Genomic DNA, 19,772 nt, shown 5'->3' with positions numbered 1-19,772 from the left:
CGCCAGCTGCGCGCCGAAGAACTAGCGCCGCTGCCATGGCCGCAAGCGCAAAAAAATGCTTTTCTCGACAGCCAGTTCGCGCTGCAGCACCGCCACTATCTGACCCATTACCCGGATGCGGATTTCTGCCTGGTTGAATCGGCAGCGCAGCCGATAGGACGCCTGTACCTCTGGCGGCGGGCGCCGCAGTTCCTGGTCATCGATATCAGCCTGGTGCCGCAATGGCGCAACGGCGGCATAGGCACGGCCCTGATTCGCGGCGCCCAGCAGTTGGCGCAGACAGATGAAGCCGGCCTGAATTTGCACGTCGACCAGCGCAACGATGCTGCGCGGCGGCTCTATGAACGGCTTGGATTTATTGCGACGGACGAGGACGGCCCATATACCGGTATGCGCTGGCAGGCGGCATAAGACCGCGAAAATTCAGGCTAGTTGAATACCGCCTGATACAAAAAACCTTCCTGGTCGCGCGCCACCGGCACCAGGAAAATACCTACTTCGCCTATGGCTTCATGTTTCATCTGGAAGATTTTCTGGGTGAACAGGATAGGCGAACAATTCCGGAACAACAGGCTGAACGGCGCCCGCAGCATGCCCGCCATGGTAGGCGCCGCCAACGGTTTCACTTCGACCAGCACGAAAGGCGCATTGCCGTCGCCCACGGAATAAAAAGTCTCATTAACGCGTGCGGCAAAATGTTCCAGCGTGAGGATATCCATAATTCCGTTGAGTATGCAGTGTTGATCGGGCGACAGTCATTCTAATGGAATTCAGCGCTGTTCCGGCATCCATTTATTGTCCGTGCACACAGGAAGGCTCGGACAATTTCCCTCAGCGGCATCGCTCCGCCTCCTACGCCAGATGCTTGTGGCAGATGCAATGCCCCCAGCGGTATAGATGCATATTGTGCAGCAGATCCTTGGTCGCGGTCGGCACGCCGCTCAGCAGTATCTCCTTGGCGGTCAGTCCGAATACCGCCAGGCTGATCGACGGCGCCAGCGACACCACCGCGTGCCAGGTGCGTTTCGGTATGAACAAGGCGTCGCCCTGCTCTACCCGTGCATACAGCCCTTTGGCCTGTTCCAGGTCGCGCAGCTGTTCCGGGTGCTGGTCGAAACGCGCAATGTTGATCGAGCTCAGGGTAGCACCCCAGTCGTATTTTTTTGACGGCCGCATGAACGCCTCTTCCGATGGCTGGAACATGACAAATTCCTTGACCCCGCGCGCCTGGCAAAACCAGTTGTTGGGCACGTCGCGGTGCAGTCCCGTGTGGGTGTTGGCCGGACCCATGAATACCGATTCCCAGGTCCAGCGCCAGCCGGGCCACAAGCTGCGGATATCGAAATCGCTGCGTAGCTGCGGGAAATCTTCCAGGATGCTCCATTGCGCCAGATAGTTCTGGTGCGGGGTAAACGATTGCATGTGCGCCCAGTTGAGATGGAACTCCTCGCCTGGCTGCAATTGCAGGCGCCGCCGGTTCGGCAGCAGGCCGGCCTCGTCGCTGACCGGTTCTGTCGCCAGCGCCGCAAGCTCGCGCAGGTACGGCGCAATCGGCAGCAACGGCCGTTCCTGGGTTTCACCTTGCTCCACCAGGCCATTCTGGAATTTCCTGGTCGGTTCCGAACCGTCTTTATTGCGCAACTGCGCCATCTTTTCAAAAGACCAGTTTTCCTGCGCCGGCCAATTGCGCAGCGCGCCCTTCACCAGCAATGGCCGGGTCCGTTCGCCAAAGCCGCCCTCCTGCGCCAGCTGCGACGCCTCGATTTCTTCCACCAGCGTGAATGCCGGACCTAATATCTGCGTCATATCCTGATTGCCTGCGATGTCAAGGGAGCTGGTTGTCGTTTTCACTGATGGGAACATAACGCCGTTCACCGCTGTCCGGGCTGTACCAAACACTCATCACGCGCCCCGATTCCGGATCGACAAAACGCTCTCCGGTTTCCTGCCAAGGGCCGTCGTCCGCTTTCGGCGTGTGCGAATAACGCCAGCGTTCCAGCAAGACTGCCGCCACCAGCAGCAAACCCCAGAGGGTGAACGGCCACGCGCCGTCGGCGCCGGCAATGGTGCAGACCAGGCCGGCCAGCACCAGCAGGATCGCAAAACCAAGCAGCAGCAGGCGTAACATGATTAAGGCGCAACCGGCTCGACCACCACTGCCGTGCCATATGCCACGATCTCGCTCATGGTCTGCCCCATTTCCGAGGAATCGAAGCGCATCATCACCACGGCGTTGCCGCCCATGCTGTGGGCGTTCTTGACCATGCGGTCAACTGCATGGCGGCGCGCTTCCTCGAGCAACTGCGTATATTCGGTGATTTCACCGCCCACTATCGAACGCAGCCCAGCCATGATATTGCCCGCCAGGCCGCGGCTGCGCACCACCAGCCCGAATACCTGGCCTTTGACTTCCTTGACCCGGTAACCCGAGATGTTTTCCGTAGTAACTACAAGCATGTTGGCCCCTTAGACATTGCCCTGGTCCAATTGTAATTCAGTGCGGCTGCTTCACGGAAATTTCTCGGTTATCGTCTTAAACCCGAACCAGCAGCTTGCCGGTATTCTTTCCTTCGAACAGGCTGTTGAGCGCTTCCGGCAACTGCTCGAAACCGTCGACATAGGTCTCCTGGAAAACGATCTCGCCGCTCTTCACCCACGGCGCCACGATCGCCAGCATTTCATCCATGCGATGGGCGAAGTCGCGCGCCAGGATGCCCTGGATGGTCGCCCGCTGGAACAGCATGTGCTGCAGGAAACGCGGGCCAAGGTCGGGCGTATCCAGGCCGCCGTCGTACTGGCTGATGGCGCCGCAGATGATGATGCGCGCGCGCCGCTTGATCAGCGGGATGACGGCGTCGGTAATCGGGCCGCCGACATTGTCGAAATAGATATCGACGCCGCCGGTAGCAGCCTGGATGGCAGCTCTCAGCGCCGCGGGCGTGGTATGTGCACGATAGTCGACGGCGCCGTCAAGCTTCAGCGTCTCGGTAAGGAATTTGCATTTTTCAGGCCCGCCGGCAATGCCGATCACGCGGCAGCCGGCGCGTTTGCCGAACTGCGCCACCAGGGAGCCGACCGCGCCGGCAGCGCCGGACACCAGCAAGGTATCGCCTGGACGCGGACGCCCGGCCTCGGTCAAGCCGAACCAAGCAGTCCGGCCCGGCATGCCAAGCACGCCCAGTGCCGTCGAAACCGGCGCCGCGCCGGGGTCCAGCTTGGTGAGTTCGCTCTGATGGCAACGCGCATAAAGCTGCCAGCCGCTGTACGCCGACACCCAGTCGCCCGCCTGGAACAGCGGGCTGGCCGAAGCCACCACCTCGCCCACCACGCCGGCGCGCTGGACGATGCCCAGCGGATGCGGCACGTCGTAGGTATTGCGCTCATGCTGCTGGATGCGGATATAGGGATCGACGCTGACGATCCTGGCGCGCAGGATCACTTCATTGGCCGAGAGATTTCCGTCCAGTTCGGTTTTACGCAGCTCATAGTGTTCATTGCCGACGCGTCCGTCGGGACGCTTAACGTAAAACCATTGCTGGTTCTGGTAGGTGGTTTGCATGTTCGGAGCCTGGTTGCTTTTGGCCTGACAGTGTAGCCAAATTGTCTTGATTGCGTTGGCCTGGCCTCAAAAAACACCGCCGGCATATAAAGATTTTTCCTACAGAGGATTAGTCCCGCTCCGATTGCCTTGCTTTTTTTAAAACTTACACTTGTCTTTGTGTGATTTAACGGGATAGGCAAACAAGTTGTGTATCGCGTTATTACAACAAATACTTGATGACTAATATTTAAGAATAGCGAGATATATAAATGAAAAAAACTTTTAAGCTGGCAGCAATTCCTGTCGCAGCCACCATCTTTCTGGCTGGATGCGGCGGCGATTCGTCTCCTTCCGTTCCTGATACGACTGCCGATGCCAAGACCTTGCTTTCTTCAGCCGGAGCAGAAATTGGTTTGAACGGAACTGAATACAGAAACAAAATACTGGCAGCAAAATACCCAGGCAACTGGAATGTCTTTTTCCCAAGCACGCTGGCAATTGACTTTAAAGCCCAGCTCGTTAAATTACCGCTCTATAAGGGTTCGAGTTCGAAAGGTGCCGAGTACTACATCATTACCGAAGCGTCCGATTTTGAGACGGCAAAACAGCTTGGAGTTAACTATGCCCCGAAACTGGTCCATGCGCTTGAAACCGATGCAGTGCAGCAAGCCACGTTCGACAAAGACGGTCGACTGGTATTTGAAGGCAGCGTCGATTTCAGTCCGGTGAGATCGCTGGGAGTAGCTGGCATTACTTCAAATTCGACAGCCCTGGAGCAACTCGCCTCGCCAGTGCCAGGCGCATTCGGCGACAGCAAATATTCGCCTTTGGTGAAATTGCCAAGCGGTGTGGTTTTGAATATCTCCTATGTAAGCAATGCAACTGGCGATCACGACCATATCGTTGATGGCGCCGGCGGCAATATAGACAAGAAAAACATGACCGCCACGCTCAGCTTCCTGGACGGTTACCAAGACAACAAGCAGTACTACTACCATTTGGTCACCGATGCCAACGATCCGGGGCCGGCAGCTATAGAAGGCGGCACATATGCGCCAAGGCTTGCTTCAATCAAGACATTCGGAAAAGATCTTCCTGCAGATAACTCGCCGTTGCTGGCTTTTTCCCCGGTCGGTAATGGCCAGGCAGAGGGAACCCCTGAGCAGCAAGGACTTAACTCGCTGATCTACAACTACAAGCTGGAAGTGGAAGCAGGAAAAACGCCAAGCTACAAGCCTGACCCGATCAACGTGTTTCCATTACAGCCTGCCAACAACGTGGAAGGCAACAGCAATAATTACAGCCCGTTGTGGGACGCGCATATTTCGAAATGGAACCGTCCGGAAAATGCAGTCAGGATCAAGAGCGTCAAGCAGCTGAAACAGCTCATTGAATCGGGGCAAGTCACCAGTCTCGCGGCGGGCTCGGCAACAGGAAATCTTATCCCTCTGGTTCCAAACGGGCTGATCATCAATTGCCCGGTAATCGCACAACCGGATGCATCTGTCATCTCGGCACTGTAACTTCTGCAAGCCATGAGCTGAGGCCGGCAACGCCGGCTTCAGCGCTCCTGCTCAGCCAGCACCCTGGCCCAACGGCAGGCTCCGTAGTGCGCCTTTTCGAATGCCTCTATCTGCGGCAGGAACTGCAAAGTCGCAGCTACCATATCTAGCCCCTCTACTATCATTTTCCTATGTCGCGTGCCCAGTGAAAAACAGAACGCCAGCGAGACACACTGCAGTTCCATTGTCGCCAGGTCAATGATCAGATGATGATTTCCGGCCGCCAACTCTTCCAGTAGACGTTTGATCTTGTCCGGCTCAAGCACGATCAGCAGCAGACGGTTGTTCAGCGCGTTGCTGAAAAATATTTCTCCAAAGCTGGATGCAATCACCGCCTCGATGCCCAGTTGCTGCAAGCCCCATACCGCGTGTTCGCGGCTGGAGCCGCAACCGAAGTTGGAGCCACCGATCAGGATGCTGGAATTTTCATATTCCGGACGATTCAACACAAAATCCGGCCTGGGCCTGCCATCCGGGTAAAACCGCAAGTCAAACAGCACGCCCCGGTCCAGTCCTTCCTTGGTGATAGTGCGCAGGAACTGCTTGGGCATGATCTGGTCGGTATCGAGGTTGTCGATCAGCAGCGGTGCTGCGATGCCTGTTATGCGTGTTTTGTCATGCATGCCGGTTCTCCAGTTTGCGTACGTCGCTGATGCAGCCGCTTATCGCGGCAGCCGCCGCCATCGCCGGACTCATCAGGTGGGTGCGGCCGCCCCGGCCCTGGCGGCCTTCGAAGTTGCGGTTGGTGGTGGAGGCGCAACGCTCGCCCGGGGCCAGCACATCGTCGTTCATCGCCAGGCACATCGAGCATCCCGGCTGGCGCCATTCAAATCCGGCGTCGATAAAAATTTTGGCCAGGCCTTCCTGCTCGGCCTGGCGGCGCACCTCGCCGGAGCCCGGCACCACCATGGCCCTGACCGTTGCCGCAACATGGCGGCCGCTGACTATCGCCGCGGCGCTACGCAAGTCCTCGATGCGGCCGTTGGTGCACGAGCCGATGAAGACACGGTCGACCGGCAAGCCAAGCATGGCGCCGCCGGCGGCCAGCCCCATGTATTGCAACGCCTGGGAGATGGTGGCGCCGGCCTGAGCGTCGGCCGCCAGCGCCGGATCGGGTATCGATGCCGTGACCGCCATCGCCTGGTCGGGACTGGTGCCCCAGGTCACGAACGGCGCAACTTCCGATGCCGAAAATACGTGTTCGATATCAAAGACGGCGCCTCGGTCGGAATACAACTGCTCCCAATCCGCCAGCGCCTGCGCGAATTCCTGCTCATCGAGGCTTGCTGCTTTTTCCCTGATGTAGTCGAAGGTGGTCTGGTCGGGCCGGATCAGCGCCGCCCTCGCCCCTGCCTCCACCGCCATATTGCACAGGGTCATGCGCGCCTCGGCCGACAGCGCCGCCATCGTCGATCCGCAAAATTCCACCGCGTAACCGCGTGCGCCCTGCGCGCCTATGCGGGCGATGATCAGCAGGATCAGGTCTTTGACTGAAGTGCCGGCAGGCAGCCGGCCGTCGACCTTGATGCGCATGTCTTGCGCCAGCCGGTATACCAGGGTTTGTGTCGCCAGGATGTGTTCCACTTCGGAAGTTCCTACGCCGAATCCAAGCGCGCCCAGGGCGCCATAAGTGGTAGTGTGGCTATCGCCGCACAGCACCACCATGCCGGGCCGGATCCAGCCGTGTTCGGGGGCGATGATATGTTCGATGCCCTGCTCTTCGTGATTGGTGTCGAACAGCTTGATGCCGAAATCGCGGCAATTGCGCTTCAGGTTGCTGGCCTGCAGGGCAGACGGCGGATCGATGATCACACGCTCGGCGACGCTGACCGGATGGGTCGGAATGATGTGCGACACCACCGCCAGCTGCTGCTGCGGCCGCAGCACCTTGCGATTTTTCTCGCGCAGGCTGCTGAACGCCTGCGGGCTGGTGTATTCGTTCATGATGTGCAGATCCGCATACAGCAGCACATGCTGCTCGTCGAGCCGGGCCACGGTGTGCGAATCGACCAGTTTTCTATAAAGCGTACGCTGCGACATGGTAATCACCTCGGCCGCTCAGGCAAAAAACGGCAGGACTTCGGCCAGCAAGGCGTCAGGCGCTTCTTCGGGAATGTAATGGCCGCAAGCCAGCGCTTTGCCGCTCAGCCGGCTCGCCAGCTGCCGCCATTCCTGCATGGGCTGGAAACATTTCTCGATCACGCCCTGCGCGCCCCACAAGACCAGCGTCTGGCACTCTATCTTGAGACCCAGCGCCAGGTCATGGCGTTCATGCTCCAGGTCGATGCCGGCGCTGGCGCGATAGTCTTCGCAGATGCCGTGGATGGTGGCCGGATCGCTCAGGCAGCGCAGGTATTCCGCATAGGCTTGCGGCGTAAACGGCGCCAGGCCGGCGCTGCGGCCGCCTATGGTGTGTTTCAGGTATTCCTCGGGATGGGCGCCGATCAGCATTTCGGGGAAAGGCGCCGGCCGGATCAGAAAGAACCAGTGGTAATAGGCGGTGGCGAAGGCCATCGTGGTCTGTTCATACATGGCCAGCGTCGGTGCGATATCCAGCAGCACCAGCTTGCTGACGGCCTGCGGATGATCGAGTGCCATGCGATAAGCCACCCGGCCGCCGCGGTCATGCCCCATCAACAGGAACTGCGGAAAACCCAGTTGCGCCATCAGGCCGATCTGGTCCTGTCCCATGGTGCGCTTGGAGTAGTTGCTGTGATCCGGCAGTCCAGCCGGCTTGCCACTGTCACCGTAGCCGCGCAGGTCGGCTGCGATCACCGTGAAGCGGCTGGCCAGCCGTTCGGCCACCTTGTGCCAGATCACATGGGTTTGCGGATGCCCGTGCAGCAACAGCAGCGCGGGGCCACTGCCGCCGCGCAGGTACTTGATGCAGGTACCGTTGACTTCGGCCACACCATGTTCGAATCCAGAAAACATTTGCCGCTCCTCCTTCTATCGTTATGGCGATTGTATAACCGGCCTGAAGATTTATAATTCATTGATATTAACTCTATTAGTTCCTTAAATTTAATAATGAACACTATCTCAGACCTTGCTTTTTTTGCCCTGCTGGTCAAGGCCGGCAGCCTTGCGGCGCTGGCGCGCGAACTCGGCGTCACCCCGCCCGCGGTCACCAAGCGGCTGGCGAACCTGGAGCAGCGGCTGGGCGTGCGCTTGCTGAACCGCACCACCCGCACCATGAGCGTCACCCACGAAGGAGAGATTTACCTGGCGGACGGCGCCCGGATACTGGCCGACATCGAGGCGCTGGAACGTACGGTCAGCAACAGCCGCGCCGTGCCCAAGGGACTGTTGCGCATCAACGCCAGCTTCGGCTTCGGCCGCAAGCATATCGGGCCGGCCGTTTCGGCATTCAGCAAGCGTTATCCGGAAGTCGAAGTCCAGCTGCAGCTGTCCGACCGCCCCTTGAACCTGGCAGACCAGGCTTTCGATATCGGCATCCGCATCGGCGAGCTGCCGGATGCGCGCATCATCGCCCGCAAGATCGCCTCCAACCGGCGCTTATTGTGCGCGGCGCCGGCATACCTGAAACAGCATGCGGCGCCGCTGGCGCCGCGCGACCTGCAGCAGCACGGCTGCATCGTGCTGCGGGAAAACGACGCCGCCTACGGCAGCTGGCACTTAAGCAAGGGCAAGCGGCAGGAAACCGTCAAGGTGCGCGGCGCGCTCAGCACCAACGATGGCGAGATCGCGCTGGACTGGGCGCTGGCCGGACATGGCATATTGCTGCGTTCCGAATGGGACGTGGCGCCATATATCCGCTCAGGGCGCCTGCGCCAGGTACTCGGCGACTGGACGCTGCCGCCTTCCGACATCTTTGCCGTCTATCCGGAGCGGCTGAACCTGTCCGCCAAGGTCACTGCTTTTGTAGATTTCGCCGCGGACCGTTTCAAGTCGCACCTGGCTCGGCAAAACGGGAAGGAAGAGACGTGGTAAGCAGGAGCCGCAGTCGCGGCTGGGCGATCCAGGCGTCGCGGGAAGGAAAAATCCCACAATTGTTTTGACCTATTCCCACCATGAAAAGGATAAGTCCCATATATATTTTTTCCTCGGTCTGTAGAATTTTGACCTTACCGCAAGACTGAGAACAATATGGCTTCTTCCTTCAAAACTTATCTGCGCCGCTGGGGCATTGTTGCGCTGGCCTTCTGTCTTTCTGCCTGCGTGACCGTACCGGGAATGCGCATGGATGAGGCAGAGTTAACTGCCCAGGAGGACGCCGGTCCTTCGATGCTGCGCATTATCACGCCCAGATTGTTGCAAGAAGAGCAATTATCGAGAACGAACCGCGCCGATCCGGACCTCGCGCCATTGCTGGGCAAGCCGACGCCTTACCTGATAGGCAATGGCGACATCCTTTCCATTACCGTGTGGGACCATCCGGAACTGGTTGCGCCGATGATGGCAGGCATTGCCCAAGGCACGGCTGCCGGCATCGGCAGCGGCACGACGCCCGGGTTTGTGGTCGACCAGAATGGCTTGGTGCAGTTTCCCTATGTCGGCTTGATAAAACTTGCCGGCCTGACGGAAGCAGATGCACGCAGTGCTTTAACCGAGCAACTGGGACGCTATTTCAAAAAACCGAATCTGACATTGCGTGTACAGGCGTACCGCAGCCAACGGGTATATGTGAGCGGCGAAGTGAAAACCCAGGGAATACAGACAATCAACGATATCCCGATGACCCTGGCGGAAGCATTGAACCGCGCCGAGGGCGTATTGCCGACGGGCGACGCGACTCATGTTGAAATTTCACGGGCGGGCAAGAATTACCGCGTCAATCTTCCGCTGCTGGTGCGCAAAGGGATGGATCCCGCCGCCATCATGCTGGCCGGCGGCGATGCGATACGGATATTTCCTCGCGACGACAGCAAGGTCTTTGTCCTCGGCGAAGTTTCGCATCCTGTCACGCTGACATTGCGCGATGGCCAGCTGAGCCTGGCCGAAGCGCTGGGTGAAGCAGGCGGACTGAATCCGCTGACCAGCGACGGCCGCCAGGTGTACGTCGTGCGCGGCGCCGCCGCCGATGCAGCGCAGCCGCAGGTGTATCACCTGGATGCGCGTTCCCCGGTAGCTTTCATCATGGCCGAACGTTTCCAGCTGCAGGCAAAGGATGTGGTCTATGTCGATGCCGCGCCGCTGGCGCTCTGGTCGCGCGTGGTGAGCCTGGTTATCCCCAGCGCGCAGTCTGTGACCAGCGCGGTGCAAGCGGGAAAATAATGAATAACTTGCTCGTCATTTGCATCGGCAACATATGCCGCAGCCCCATGGCGGAAGGCTTGCTGCAAAAGGCCTTTCCGGAAAAGACGGTGCGTTCGGCCGGCGTCGACGCCATGGTCGGCCATCCCGCCGATCCTTATTTAATTCAGATCATGCGGGAACAAGGCATCGACATCAGCCGCCATCGTGCGCAGAAACTGGCCGGATGGATGGTAAGCGAGGCCGACCTGATCCTGACTATGGACAGCGAGCAAAAACGCTACATCGAGCAACGATATCCCGCGGCCAAGGGCAAGGTGCTGCGCAACGGCGAATTCGGAAATGTCGACATACCGGATCCGTATCGGCAGGAGATGAGCAGCTTTCGGCAAGCGTACCGGCTGATCTCCGACGGCATCGCTGAAATAACGCAAAAAATAGCGCGCATCGGCTGACGCGAATCCACCAATAAGCGTGAACGGAAAACAGCTGGCGGCAATGCCATGGCATTTCTCCATGCCACTTTAATTAATCAAATAGCAATAATCCTCATGCAGAAAACAGAGTAAAAATGAATGCTCAACAACGCCCCGCTTCCGAGGAAGCTTTTGGTGAAGAAGCCATCAGCTTCGCCACCCTCCTTGACGTGATTTTCGACAATCGCTGGCTGATCGTCTGCATAGCGCTGGCGGCCACGCTGTTAGGATCCACCTATGCGTTTCTGACCGAACCGGTTTACAGCGCCGACCTGCTGGTGCAGGTGGAAGACGGTCCGAATTCCACAAAAAGCCTGTTGGGCGGCTTGTCGTTTCTGGCCGACGTGAAAGCTGATGCTTCCGCCGAAATCGAGATATTGCGTTCACGCACATTGGCGTCGCAGGCGGTGGATAACCTGCACCTGGACGTCTCTGCCCGCCCCAGGTATTTCCCCCTGATCGGCGCCTGGATCGCTGAAGACGAAACCGGTTTGTCCACGCCCGGCGTATTCGGCCGTGGCGGCTATGCATGGGGAGCGGAGAAAATAGACGTGGCGCGGTTTACCGTTCCCAGGGGATTGGAAAACAAGGATTTCATACTGACTGTAAATGGCCAGGGTCTTTTCAGCCTGCGCGAAAACGCCTCCAAACTCGATCTGACAGGAAAAATCGGCCAGGAGCTGAATGCCAAGACCAGATACGGCGACATAACGCTCAACGTCGCCGCGCTTGAAGGCAAACCTGGAGCGCAGTTCATTTTGCACCACGCTTCTCGACTGGAGACGCTCGCCAAACTGCGGTCCGCAATCAACGTCGCGGAAAAAGGCAAACAGTCCGGCATACTGAATCTCTCCCTGCAAGGCACGGATCCTCAGCTCATTACCAGCATCGTCAATGAAATCGGCGAAGACTACGTACGCCAGAACATTGCACGGAAATCGGAAGAAGCCGAAAAAACGCTGGCCTTCCTCGACAGGAAATTACCGGAACTGCGTGCAGAACTGGAGCTGGCCGAGAACAAGTACAACCAGTTCCGCAACAGCAGCGGCACCATCAACCTGGGTGAAGAGTCGAAACTGATGCTGCAGCAAAACGTCGCCGCCCAGACCAAGCTGATAGAACTGAAGCAGAAAAAAGAAGAACTGCTGATTGGCTTCACCAGCGCGCATCCGGCTGTCGTCGGCGTCAACCGCCAGATCGAGGAAATCAGCCGCGAACTCGATAAATACACGGCGCAGATCAAAAAACTGCCGCTGCTCGAACAGAACCTGTTCCGCCTCAACCGCGACGTCAAGGTCAATACCGACCTGTATACCGCGCTGCTGAACTCCGCCCAGCAGTTGCGCCTGGTAAAAGCGGGCAAAACCGGCAATGTCCGCATCATCGATCCCGCGATCGTTCCTGACCAGCCGATCAAACCACATCGCGGCATGATCGTGCTGCTGTCGGCATTGCTCGGCGTGGTCGCGGGCCTGGCATGCGCCGGCGCGAGAAAATACCTGTTTGGCGGCGTCAGCGACGCCCATGAAATCGAGCAGGCATTGGGCGTTTCGGTTTTTGCCTCCGTCGCTCACAGTGAAAAGCAGGCGCAGCTGTATCAGCAGATCCGCGCCAAGGCGGCGCAAGTCTCGGTACTGGCGCAAACAGCATCCGCCGATACCGCGATTGAAGGCTTACGCGGCCTGCGCACGGCATTGCAGTTTTCGATGCTGGAAGCGCGCAATAAAATCGTGCTGGTGACCGGCCCTACGCCGGGCCTGGGCAAGTCCTTCGTTTCCGTGAACTTTTCCGCCGTGCTGGCGGCAACCGGCAAGAAAGTGCTGCTGATCGACGCCGATTTCCGCAAAGGTTATCTGCACCAGTATTTTGGCCTGGGCCGGCAAAACGGCATGTCCGACCTGATTGCCGGGAGTTTGACGGTCGAACAGGCTCTGCACAGGAATGTAGTGGAAAACGTCGACTTCATTTCGACCGGCGATTTGCCGTCCCATCCGGCGGAATTGCTGTCGCACGCGAATTTCAGGAAACTCATGGAATCCCTTGCTCCACGCTACGACTATGTCTTGCTCGACACGGCGCCGGTGCTGCCGGTGACCGATGCGCTGATCGCTGCCGAGCATGCCGCCACGGTACTGCTGGTCGCGCGAGCCGATGTCAGCAGCATCGGCGAGATCAAGGAATCCCTGAAACGCCTGGACCAGTCCGGCATTTCAGCCAAAGGCGTGGTCCTCAACGGCGTCAGGTTGCGGCCTTCCTACTACGGCATACGGGACGGAAAATACCGGCAAGTCAATTACGCCTATTGATGCGCCACGGTCAGGGCTGGCCGGATGCTGCGCCATTCCACCAGCCGCCGCCCAAGGCCTGCAGCAAGGCCGCGGTGTCGGCATAACGCGCCGCTTGCGCAACGGTGCGGTCCAGCTCGGTTTGCAAACCCTGGCGTTGCGCATCCAGCAAACTCAGATGGCTGACGCCGCCTGCCTGGTACTGGCGCGAGGTGATTGCCAGGCTGCCCCGCGCATTCTCCGCGGCTTGCGCTCTCGCCTGCAAAACCTGCGCATCGTTCTCCAATGCGCGCAAGCTGTCCGCCACCTGCTGCAAGGCCTGCAACACAGTCTGCTGATAACTGGCCGCTGCCGCGTCGTAGGCGGCAACCGCGGCCCGTTTCTTGGCGCGCAGCTCGCCGCCATGGAATAGCGGTTGCATCAGCTTGAGGCCGATGTTCCAGACGTTGAGGCTGTCGGCCAGGTCCGCGATCCGGCCTTGCTCCGTCCCCACGCTGCCGGACAAGGTGAGCTGCGGATAAAGATTGGCGCTGGCCACGCCGACCTCGGCGCTGGCCTGGTGCAGCGTTGCTTCGGCCGCGCGGATGTCGGGACGCTGGCGCGCCAGCGTTGAAGGCAGGCTAAGCGGCAGCCTGTCCGGCAGCGTCAAGGTGTCCAGGTCCAGCGGCGGCAGGTCAGCCTGCGCCGGCGCCCTTCCCAGATAGACCGCAAGCTGATGGCCGGTTTGCGCTTGCTGCTGCAGCAGCGCCGGCAGCGCCGCTTCGCTCTGCGCCACCAGCGTGCGCTGGTTCTTGAGGTCGCGTTCGGCGATGCCGCCGGCGGCCAGGCGCTGTTCCATGATGCCAAGCTGCTGGCGCTGCAGTTGCAGCATCTGTCCGGTACTGGTGATTTGTGCATGCAGCGAAGCATGGCGGATAGCCGCAGTCACCACATTGCCGGCCAGCGTCAGCCGCGCCGCCTGCAATTCGGCCGCCTGGTTGTCCACCTGCGCCTGCAAACCTTCCAGCATGCGCGTATTGGCGCCAAAAACATCCACCGTATAGGAAACGTCGAGAGACGCGTTGTACAGCGTAAACGGCCCTGCCTGCGGCACATTGGGAATGCCGAGCGCAGCGGTATCGATCTGCTGGCGCACACCGCCCAGCTGCAGGTCGACCTGGGGATAACGGGTAGCGCCGACCTGGCCGCCCAGGTTTTCGCTGGCCTGGCGCAAGGCAGCTTTTGCCTGCGCTATCGAAGGGCTGTTGGCCAGCGCCTCGCGCACCAGCGCGTCCAGTTGCGGCGAATGGAACAAGGTCCACCATTGCGCCGGGATATCCATGCCGGGGTCGAAATGCTGGGCGCCGCCGCCGGCTCCTGTGCTGGAGACCGTCGCCAGCGGTTGCACACCCGCCGTGTACTGCGGCACGGCAGGCGCCGGCGGCGCCTGGAAATCCGGGCCAACGGCACAGGCAGCCAGCAAACCGGCCATGCCCAGGCATGCCAAGTATCTGCGGAGCGGATAACTCATGATTGGTTTCATCCCGGCATTCCTCAATCCAGCGTACGCCGGTAAAAGCGCAGCGCGATGCCCATCACGATCAGGGTAAACAGCATCAGCGGCCAGACATTGGGCCAGAGGTCAATCCAGCCGTTGCCCTTGAGCAGGATGCCGCGTATCAGGCGGTTGAAATAAGTCAGCGGCAGCAGGTTGCCGATGAACTGCGCCCATTTCGGCATGCCCTGGAACGGAAACATGAAACCCGACAACAGGATATTCGGCAAGAAGTAGAACATGGTCAGCTGCATGGCCTGCAGCTGGTTTTGCGCGATCGACGACAAGGTGATGCCGACCGTCAGGCTGGCGGCAATGAACAGCAACGCCGCCAGGTAGATCGCCAGCACGCTGCCGGCAAACGGCACATGGAACATGAAACGCGCGCCGAGCAGGATGATGCTGGCCTGGATCAGGCCGATAGCGATGTAGGGCATGATCTTGCCGGTCATGACTTCCACCGGCGATACCGGCGTCGCCAGCAGGTTTTCCATGGTGCCGCGCTCGCGCTCGCGGGTCATCGACAGGCCGGTCATCATCACCATCGTCATCGACAGGATCACCCCCATCAATCCCGGCACGACGTTGTACTGGGTCACGCCTTCCGGGTTATACAGGCGCTGCACCTGCACATCGAAGGCCGGTGCGCCGCCGCTGAACCTGGCCAGCGCGCCTTTCAAGTCCTTGTTGGCCACCGATTGCACCAGTTGCGGCAAGGCCGCCAGCGCCATGCCGGTAGCGGTAGGATCGGTGGCGTCGGCCTCCACCAGCAGCGCCGGCCGTTCGCCGCGCAGCAGGCTGCGGGTGAAATCGGCAGGAATATTCAGGACGAACAGCACTTTTCCTTGCGCCAGCGCAGTGCGGCCGGCGGCCTCGTTCGGCAGCTCGGCCACGATATCGAAATAGTCGGACGCTTTCATGGCGGCGATGAAGGTGCGTGTGAATTCACTGTGGTCGGCGCTGATGACGGCGGTCGGCATGTGCTTCGGATCGCTGTTGATGGCGAAACCGAACAGCAGCATCTGCATGATCGGGATCACCGTGATCATGCGCACCGTGACACGGTCGCGCATCAGCTGCAGGAACTCCTTGAGCACGATGCTCCACCAGCGTGAGAACGAAAAACCAGAAAACCCGCTCATGGCTGGTCTCCGAAATTGTCGGCCGAACGGTTCATCATGTAGATGAAGACGTCTTCCAGGCTGGTGTCTATCTGCTCCATGCGCAAACCCTGGCCCTCGGTCATCTGGCGCAAGGTTTTCTCCAGCAACGCGGCATCCTTGCCGCACACATGCAAGGAAGTGCCGAACACCACCAGCTGGTCCACACCGGGCTGGTTGTGCAGCTGCTGCGACAGGCCGACCAGCTTGTTGTCGTGGATGTCGCTGTTGCGCTTGTTGTAGATGGCCCAGGTGGTCAAGCCCTGTCCGGCGACGACTTCGGCGGCCGTGCCTTGCACCAGCAACTGGCCGTAAGCCAGGTAGGCCAGCTTGTGGCAGCGCTCGGCCTCATCCATATAATGGGTGCTGACCAAGACGCTGATGCCCTCGGCCGCCAGCCTGTGCAGCTCTTCCCAGAAATCGCGGCGCGCGGCCGGATCGACGCCAGCGGTGGGCTCGTCCAGCAACAGCAGTTCCGGCTGGTGCAGCATGCTGGCAGCCAGCGCCAGCCTTTGTTTCCAGCCGCCGGAGAGGGAGCCGGCCAGCTGTTTGGCGCGACTGGTCAGCCCCAGTTTTTCCAGGCTCTGGTCGACTACTTCCTTGCGGTTCTTCATTTCATAGATGCGGGCGACGAAATCCAGGTTCTCGCGGATGCTGAGATCGTCCCAGTAGGAGAACTTCTGCGTCATGTAGCCAACCCGGCGCTTGATCTCGCCGCTTTGCTTGATGATATCGAAACCCATGCAAGTGCCATGGCCCGAATCGGGAGTCAGCAAGCCGCACATCATCCGGATCGAGGTGGTCTTGCCGCTGCCGTTCGGCCCCAGGAAACCGAAGATCTCGCCGCGCCGCACCTGCAGCGAGAGGTCTTTCACCACATGCTTGCTGCCGAAGTGCTTGTTGATGCGATCGACATCGACCACCAGGTCGCCGTTGGTTTTGTCCGCACTGCCGCTCGCCGCCGTCATGGCAGCCTCACTTCCAGCGGCTGCCCAGGGTGCAGCTTGAGGGCGTCGGCCGGCGCCGGGCGCGCTTCTATCATGTAGACCAGTTTGGCGCGCGACTGGTTGCTGTAGATGATGGGCGGGTTATATTCGGATTCGGTCGAAATGTAGGAAATGTGCGCCGCCACGTTGGCCTGGCAGCCGTCGCAGCCGAGCTTCACGGCCTGGCCCACCTGTAGCCGCCCGAGCACGGTTTCGGGCACGAAAAAGCGGATCTTCACATTTTCGGGCGGCAGCATGCGCAGCACCGGATTGCCGGCCGCCACCCATTCGCCTTCGCGGTACATGGTGTCGAACACCAGCCCGCTGCGGGTGGCAGTGACAGCTTTTTGTGCCAGCTTCCAGTCGGCCTGCTCCAGCACCGCTTGCGCCGCCGCGACCTGGGCCTGCTGCGCCCGGACCTGCGCCTCACGGTTGGGCAAACGATCTACCGCCAGCTGGCTTTGCCATTGCCTGACTTGCGCCGCGGCGGTCTCGGCGGCGGCGCGTGAATCGTCCAGTTGCTGTTTGGCGATGCCGCCAGCCTGGAACTGGATCTGGTCACGGTTAAGCTGGAGTGCGGCCTTTGTCGCTGTGGCCTGGGCCTGGGCCAGTTGCGCGCGCGTTACTTCCTGCTCCTGCGGCCGCTTGCCGCTCTTGATGTCGGCCAGTTGCGCCTCGGCCGCATGCAGCTGGCGCAGGGCCTGGCGCTGGGCGGCGCTCTCATCGCCCGATTCCAGCATGAACAGCGGCGCGCCTGACGCCACCTGCTGCCCGCGCAAAACCGACAGGCGATCGAGGCGGCCGGCTTGCGACGAGGCGATATAGACATACTCGCCTTCGACGTATCCCTGCCAGTCGTTGTCGTTGTTCGGCGTGCACGCTGCCAGGGCCAGGTAGCCCAAAGCAGCAAGCACAAGTGTCGAAGATCGCAGAAAACGTCTGGCAAGGCTGGGCGGCATGGGATTTTCCTCTGCTATTCGTCGGTATGCGGATCGGTACGCAAGGTAGATGAAGCGGCCGGCAGCGCCAGCCCGTGCAGCAGCAGCGCCGTGACATGCCGCTTCAGTACATCCTTGTCCAGCAGCGCCACCTGGTTCAGGGGCGGCGGCAGCATGGGGCCGTTCTTCAAGGTCCGCGCCATCGCCAACGGCAGCATGGTCAGGCCGAGCACTGAGATAAAGATCAAGGCCGGCTCCAGCCCCGGATTGATGGTTCCGGCCTGCTGGCTGCGGCCGACGTTCTCGGCGAAGCGGGCCAGCTTGGCCAGCGGCACCCGCTGCACCATGCGCTCCCGCAGCTCGCCGCCGTCGCTCAGGACTTCGCGCACCCACAAGGCCGGTATCCACGGCATGATTTCAGTGGTCGCGATCATGCGCTCGACGATGCCCATGATCATCTGTTCCGGCGCCTCGTTGCCTGTGACCGGATCCCAGATGCTGTTGACGAACAGGCATAGCCGCTCATCGACCACGGCCTCGATCAGTTGAGCGCGGTTCTTGAAGTAGTAATGGACCATGGCGGGAGTAACGCCGGCCTGGCGTGCAATCGCCGCCACCGTGGTTGCCGCGACGCCTTGCGACGAGAACAGCAGCGTGGCGGTATCGAGCAGTTTTTCGCGCGGGTCCCGGTCTGAAGCCAGGGGCCGGCCGCGTATTGAAGCTGGTTTGGTCATGAACCAATATTAATCAATGCATTAATTAATTACAAGGACAGATATGCACCCGAGATACAATGAAAATCAGACAAATCACATAAAAATGTGATTTATCTGATTGATTTAATACTATATATTCTATTTCTTCAGGCGATTATCACCGTCGATCATGGATTCATGCGCGCGGAGTTTCATCGTGCTTCAGTGTCTGTGCCAGCTCGCCGGCCTTCAATGACCCCATCAGGGACAACAAGGTATTGAAGGCATTGGTGTCACCGCCGCCGCCCATCTGGATCTGCGGCACCAGCGGCACTTTCGACGTTTCGAACGCTTCCGCCAGGCGCAGCATCACCGTCTGCATCAGCTGCTTGTCGGCGCCCTCTCCTTGCAACGCTTCGGACTTGGCCTTGATCGCCGAGGCTTCCGCTTCCCCCACCGATCTGATCGCCGAGGCGCGGCCGGAACCTTCCATTTCCTGCTTGAATTTCTCCGCGTGCGCCAATGCCTCGATTTCCTGGCGCTTCTTCTCAGCCGCTTTCACATTGGCCGATCCCTGGTTTTCCTTGATCGAAATGTCCACCAGCGACCCGGTCAGCTCCTTCTGCTTGGCGGCACGCTGCTCAGCTTCGTTGAGCTCGCGCTCCTTGTCGGCGGCGATCTGCTTTTGGGCGAAAGTTTCTACTTGTTCCCGCGCAATCTGGCGGTCACGCAGCTGCGCCATGATGTTTTCGATCTTGGTGTCGCCCGGCTGCGGTTTAGGCGTACCGATCAGCACTTCCTGGAATTCCAGCGAATAAGCCTGGAAACGCTCTTTCATGTCGGCCGAAGCATTGGTCTGCAACTCGCTGCGCGACTGGATCAGCTCAATGAAGGTCTTGGTCTGCGAGACATTTTTGAAATACGAAGAAACCATGGGATCCAGGGTCTGCTCCACCAGTTGCGCCACATTGCCGAAACGCTGCACCACCATCGGCGCCTTGCGGTAATCGATATGCACCACCACCGACAGCGGCAATTGCGGCTCGAAGGCGTCCTTGGTGATCAGGGTGATTTCGCGCAGGTTGTTGTCGAAGCTGGAACCGCTCTCGCCGGACTTCCACATCAGCACAAAGTTTGTGGTCGGCACCAGTTCGATCTTGCCGGCGTAGGTGTTGAATGCGTACTTGCCCGGCATGAGCGGATCGCGCCATACGCCGCGGCAGCCGCTCTCGACCAGTTCGCCATGGCTGTATTCCTTGCCGGACAAATCGGAGCCTTTGCGGCCGGTGTACGAAACCACCACCCCCACAAAACCGACCGGAATGATGGTCTTCTTGATCAGCTCGACCGTCGCAAACAGGCGATTGATATAGTAGGT

20 protein-coding genes are annotated in these 19,772 nt (G+C 59.8%); 6 read left to right on the top strand and 14 right to left on the bottom strand.

Going from position 1 to position 19,772, the window contains the following annotated elements; genetic code table 11:
* Nucleotides 1-411: N-acetyltransferase (locus JWQ61_RS05700; protein WP_304359673.1), on the top strand; the 411-nt coding region annotated here is incomplete at its 5' end.
* Nucleotides 412-428: 17 nt separating this feature from the next.
* On the opposite strand, the gene JWQ61_RS05695 is transcribed toward JWQ61_RS05700, so the two are convergent.
* The 5 genes from JWQ61_RS05695 to JWQ61_RS05675 all read right to left on the bottom strand — a co-directional run bounded on the left by JWQ61_RS05695 (nucleotide 429) and on the right by JWQ61_RS05675 (nucleotide 3,559).
* Nucleotides 429-719 carry a hypothetical protein gene (locus JWQ61_RS05695; protein WP_304359672.1) on the bottom strand — a complete coding sequence of 97 codons (291 nt, stop codon included), beginning with the start codon at nucleotides 717-719 and terminating at the stop codon, nucleotides 429-431.
* A 133-nt stretch (nucleotides 720-852) separates the two neighbouring features.
* Nucleotides 853-1,806, bottom strand: a complete 954-nt coding sequence (locus tag JWQ61_RS05690; protein ID WP_304359671.1) for a cupin-like domain-containing protein — start codon at nucleotides 1,804-1,806, stop codon at nucleotides 853-855.
* A gap of 19 nt (nucleotides 1,807-1,825) precedes the next feature.
* Entirely contained in the window at nucleotides 1,826-2,128 is a 303-nt protein-coding gene (locus JWQ61_RS05685) for a hypothetical protein (protein ID WP_304359670.1), read from the bottom strand.
* Nucleotides 2,129-2,130: 2 nt separating this feature from the next.
* Nucleotides 2,131-2,457: a YbjQ family protein gene (locus JWQ61_RS05680; RefSeq protein WP_014006218.1), complete on the bottom strand. Its 327-nt coding sequence runs from the start codon at nucleotides 2,455-2,457 to the stop codon at nucleotides 2,131-2,133.
* Nucleotides 2,458-2,533: 76 nt separating this feature from the next.
* Nucleotides 2,534-3,559, bottom strand: coding sequence for an NADP-dependent oxidoreductase (locus JWQ61_RS05675; RefSeq protein ID WP_304359669.1), 1,026 nt, complete (start codon nucleotides 3,557-3,559; stop codon nucleotides 2,534-2,536).
* A 251-nt stretch (nucleotides 3,560-3,810) separates the two neighbouring features.
* Here JWQ61_RS05675 and JWQ61_RS05670 point away from each other — a divergent pair, with 251 nt between their 5' ends.
* Complete coding sequence (locus tag JWQ61_RS05670) at nucleotides 3,811-5,064, top strand: hypothetical protein (protein ID WP_304359668.1); 1,254 nt, start codon at nucleotides 3,811-3,813, stop codon at nucleotides 5,062-5,064.
* Between the two features lie 38 nt (nucleotides 5,065-5,102).
* Here JWQ61_RS05670 and leuD read toward each other — a convergent pair whose 3' ends face one another.
* From leuD to JWQ61_RS05655, 3 genes are read right to left on the bottom strand one after another with little or no spacing between them, the layout of a single operon-like run.
* Complete coding sequence (gene leuD / locus JWQ61_RS05665; RefSeq protein ID WP_304359667.1) at nucleotides 5,103-5,726, bottom strand: 3-isopropylmalate dehydratase small subunit; 624 nt, start codon at nucleotides 5,724-5,726, stop codon at nucleotides 5,103-5,105.
* Entirely contained in the window at nucleotides 5,719-7,143 is a 1,425-nt protein-coding gene (leuC, locus tag JWQ61_RS05660) for a 3-isopropylmalate dehydratase large subunit (protein WP_304359666.1), read from the bottom strand. Before leuC ends, leuD begins: the two co-directional genes overlap by 8 nt.
* Nucleotides 7,144-7,161: 18 nt before the next feature.
* The gene (locus tag JWQ61_RS05655) at nucleotides 7,162-8,037 is read right to left on the bottom strand and encodes an alpha/beta fold hydrolase (RefSeq protein WP_304359665.1); all 876 of its coding nucleotides are present in this window, start codon (nucleotides 8,035-8,037) and stop codon (nucleotides 7,162-7,164) included.
* Between the two features lie 96 nt (nucleotides 8,038-8,133).
* Between JWQ61_RS05655 and JWQ61_RS05650 the strand changes: the two genes are divergently transcribed.
* From JWQ61_RS05650 to JWQ61_RS05635, 4 genes are all read left to right on the top strand, one after another.
* Nucleotides 8,134-9,057, top strand: a complete 924-nt coding sequence (locus tag JWQ61_RS05650) for a LysR substrate-binding domain-containing protein (protein ID WP_304359664.1) — start codon at nucleotides 8,134-8,136, stop codon at nucleotides 9,055-9,057.
* Between the two features lie 156 nt (nucleotides 9,058-9,213).
* Nucleotides 9,214-10,341, top strand: coding sequence for a polysaccharide biosynthesis/export family protein (locus JWQ61_RS05645; RefSeq protein ID WP_304359663.1), 1,128 nt, complete (start codon nucleotides 9,214-9,216; stop codon nucleotides 10,339-10,341).
* Nucleotides 10,341-10,775, top strand: coding sequence for a low molecular weight protein-tyrosine-phosphatase (locus JWQ61_RS05640; protein ID WP_304359662.1), 435 nt, complete (start codon nucleotides 10,341-10,343; stop codon nucleotides 10,773-10,775). Before JWQ61_RS05645 ends, JWQ61_RS05640 begins: the two co-directional genes overlap by 1 nt.
* 116 nt (nucleotides 10,776-10,891) lie before the next feature.
* Entirely contained in the window at nucleotides 10,892-13,102 is a 2,211-nt protein-coding gene (locus tag JWQ61_RS05635; protein ID WP_304359661.1) for a polysaccharide biosynthesis tyrosine autokinase, read from the top strand.
* 10 nt (nucleotides 13,103-13,112) lie between these two features.
* Here the strand turns inward: JWQ61_RS05635 and JWQ61_RS05630 are convergent, their stop codons facing one another.
* The 6 genes from JWQ61_RS05630 to JWQ61_RS05605 all read right to left on the bottom strand — a co-directional run.
* Entirely contained in the window at nucleotides 13,113-14,591 is a 1,479-nt protein-coding gene (locus JWQ61_RS05630; RefSeq protein WP_304359660.1) for an efflux transporter outer membrane subunit, read from the bottom strand.
* A 23-nt stretch (nucleotides 14,592-14,614) separates the two neighbouring features.
* Nucleotides 14,615-15,757 (bottom strand): ABC transporter permease, encoded by a 1,143-nt coding sequence (locus JWQ61_RS05625; protein WP_061540285.1) that lies wholly within the window; start codon nucleotides 15,755-15,757, stop codon nucleotides 14,615-14,617.
* Entirely contained in the window at nucleotides 15,754-16,743 is a 990-nt protein-coding gene (locus JWQ61_RS05620; RefSeq protein WP_304359659.1) for an ABC transporter ATP-binding protein, read from the bottom strand. The genes JWQ61_RS05625 and JWQ61_RS05620 overlap by 4 nt, the downstream gene beginning before the upstream one ends.
* A complete protein-coding gene (locus tag JWQ61_RS05615; RefSeq protein WP_304359658.1) occupies nucleotides 16,740-17,720 on the bottom strand; it encodes an HlyD family secretion protein in 981 nt (326 codons plus the stop codon). The genes JWQ61_RS05620 and JWQ61_RS05615 overlap by 4 nt, the downstream gene beginning before the upstream one ends.
* Before the next feature lie 14 nt (nucleotides 17,721-17,734).
* Nucleotides 17,735-18,433: a TetR/AcrR family transcriptional regulator gene (locus tag JWQ61_RS05610; protein WP_304359657.1), complete on the bottom strand. Its 699-nt coding sequence runs from the start codon at nucleotides 18,431-18,433 to the stop codon at nucleotides 17,735-17,737.
* Between the two features lie 157 nt (nucleotides 18,434-18,590).
* Nucleotides 18,591-19,772: SPFH domain-containing protein (locus JWQ61_RS05605; protein WP_304359656.1), on the bottom strand; the 1,182-nt coding region annotated here is incomplete at its 5' end.

The organism is Collimonas fungivorans (assembly GCF_028292705.1).
GTDB lineage: Bacteria > Pseudomonadota > Gammaproteobacteria > Burkholderiales > Burkholderiaceae_D > Collimonas > Collimonas fungivorans_B.
This window is presented reverse-complemented; position numbering and strand designations above follow the sequence as displayed.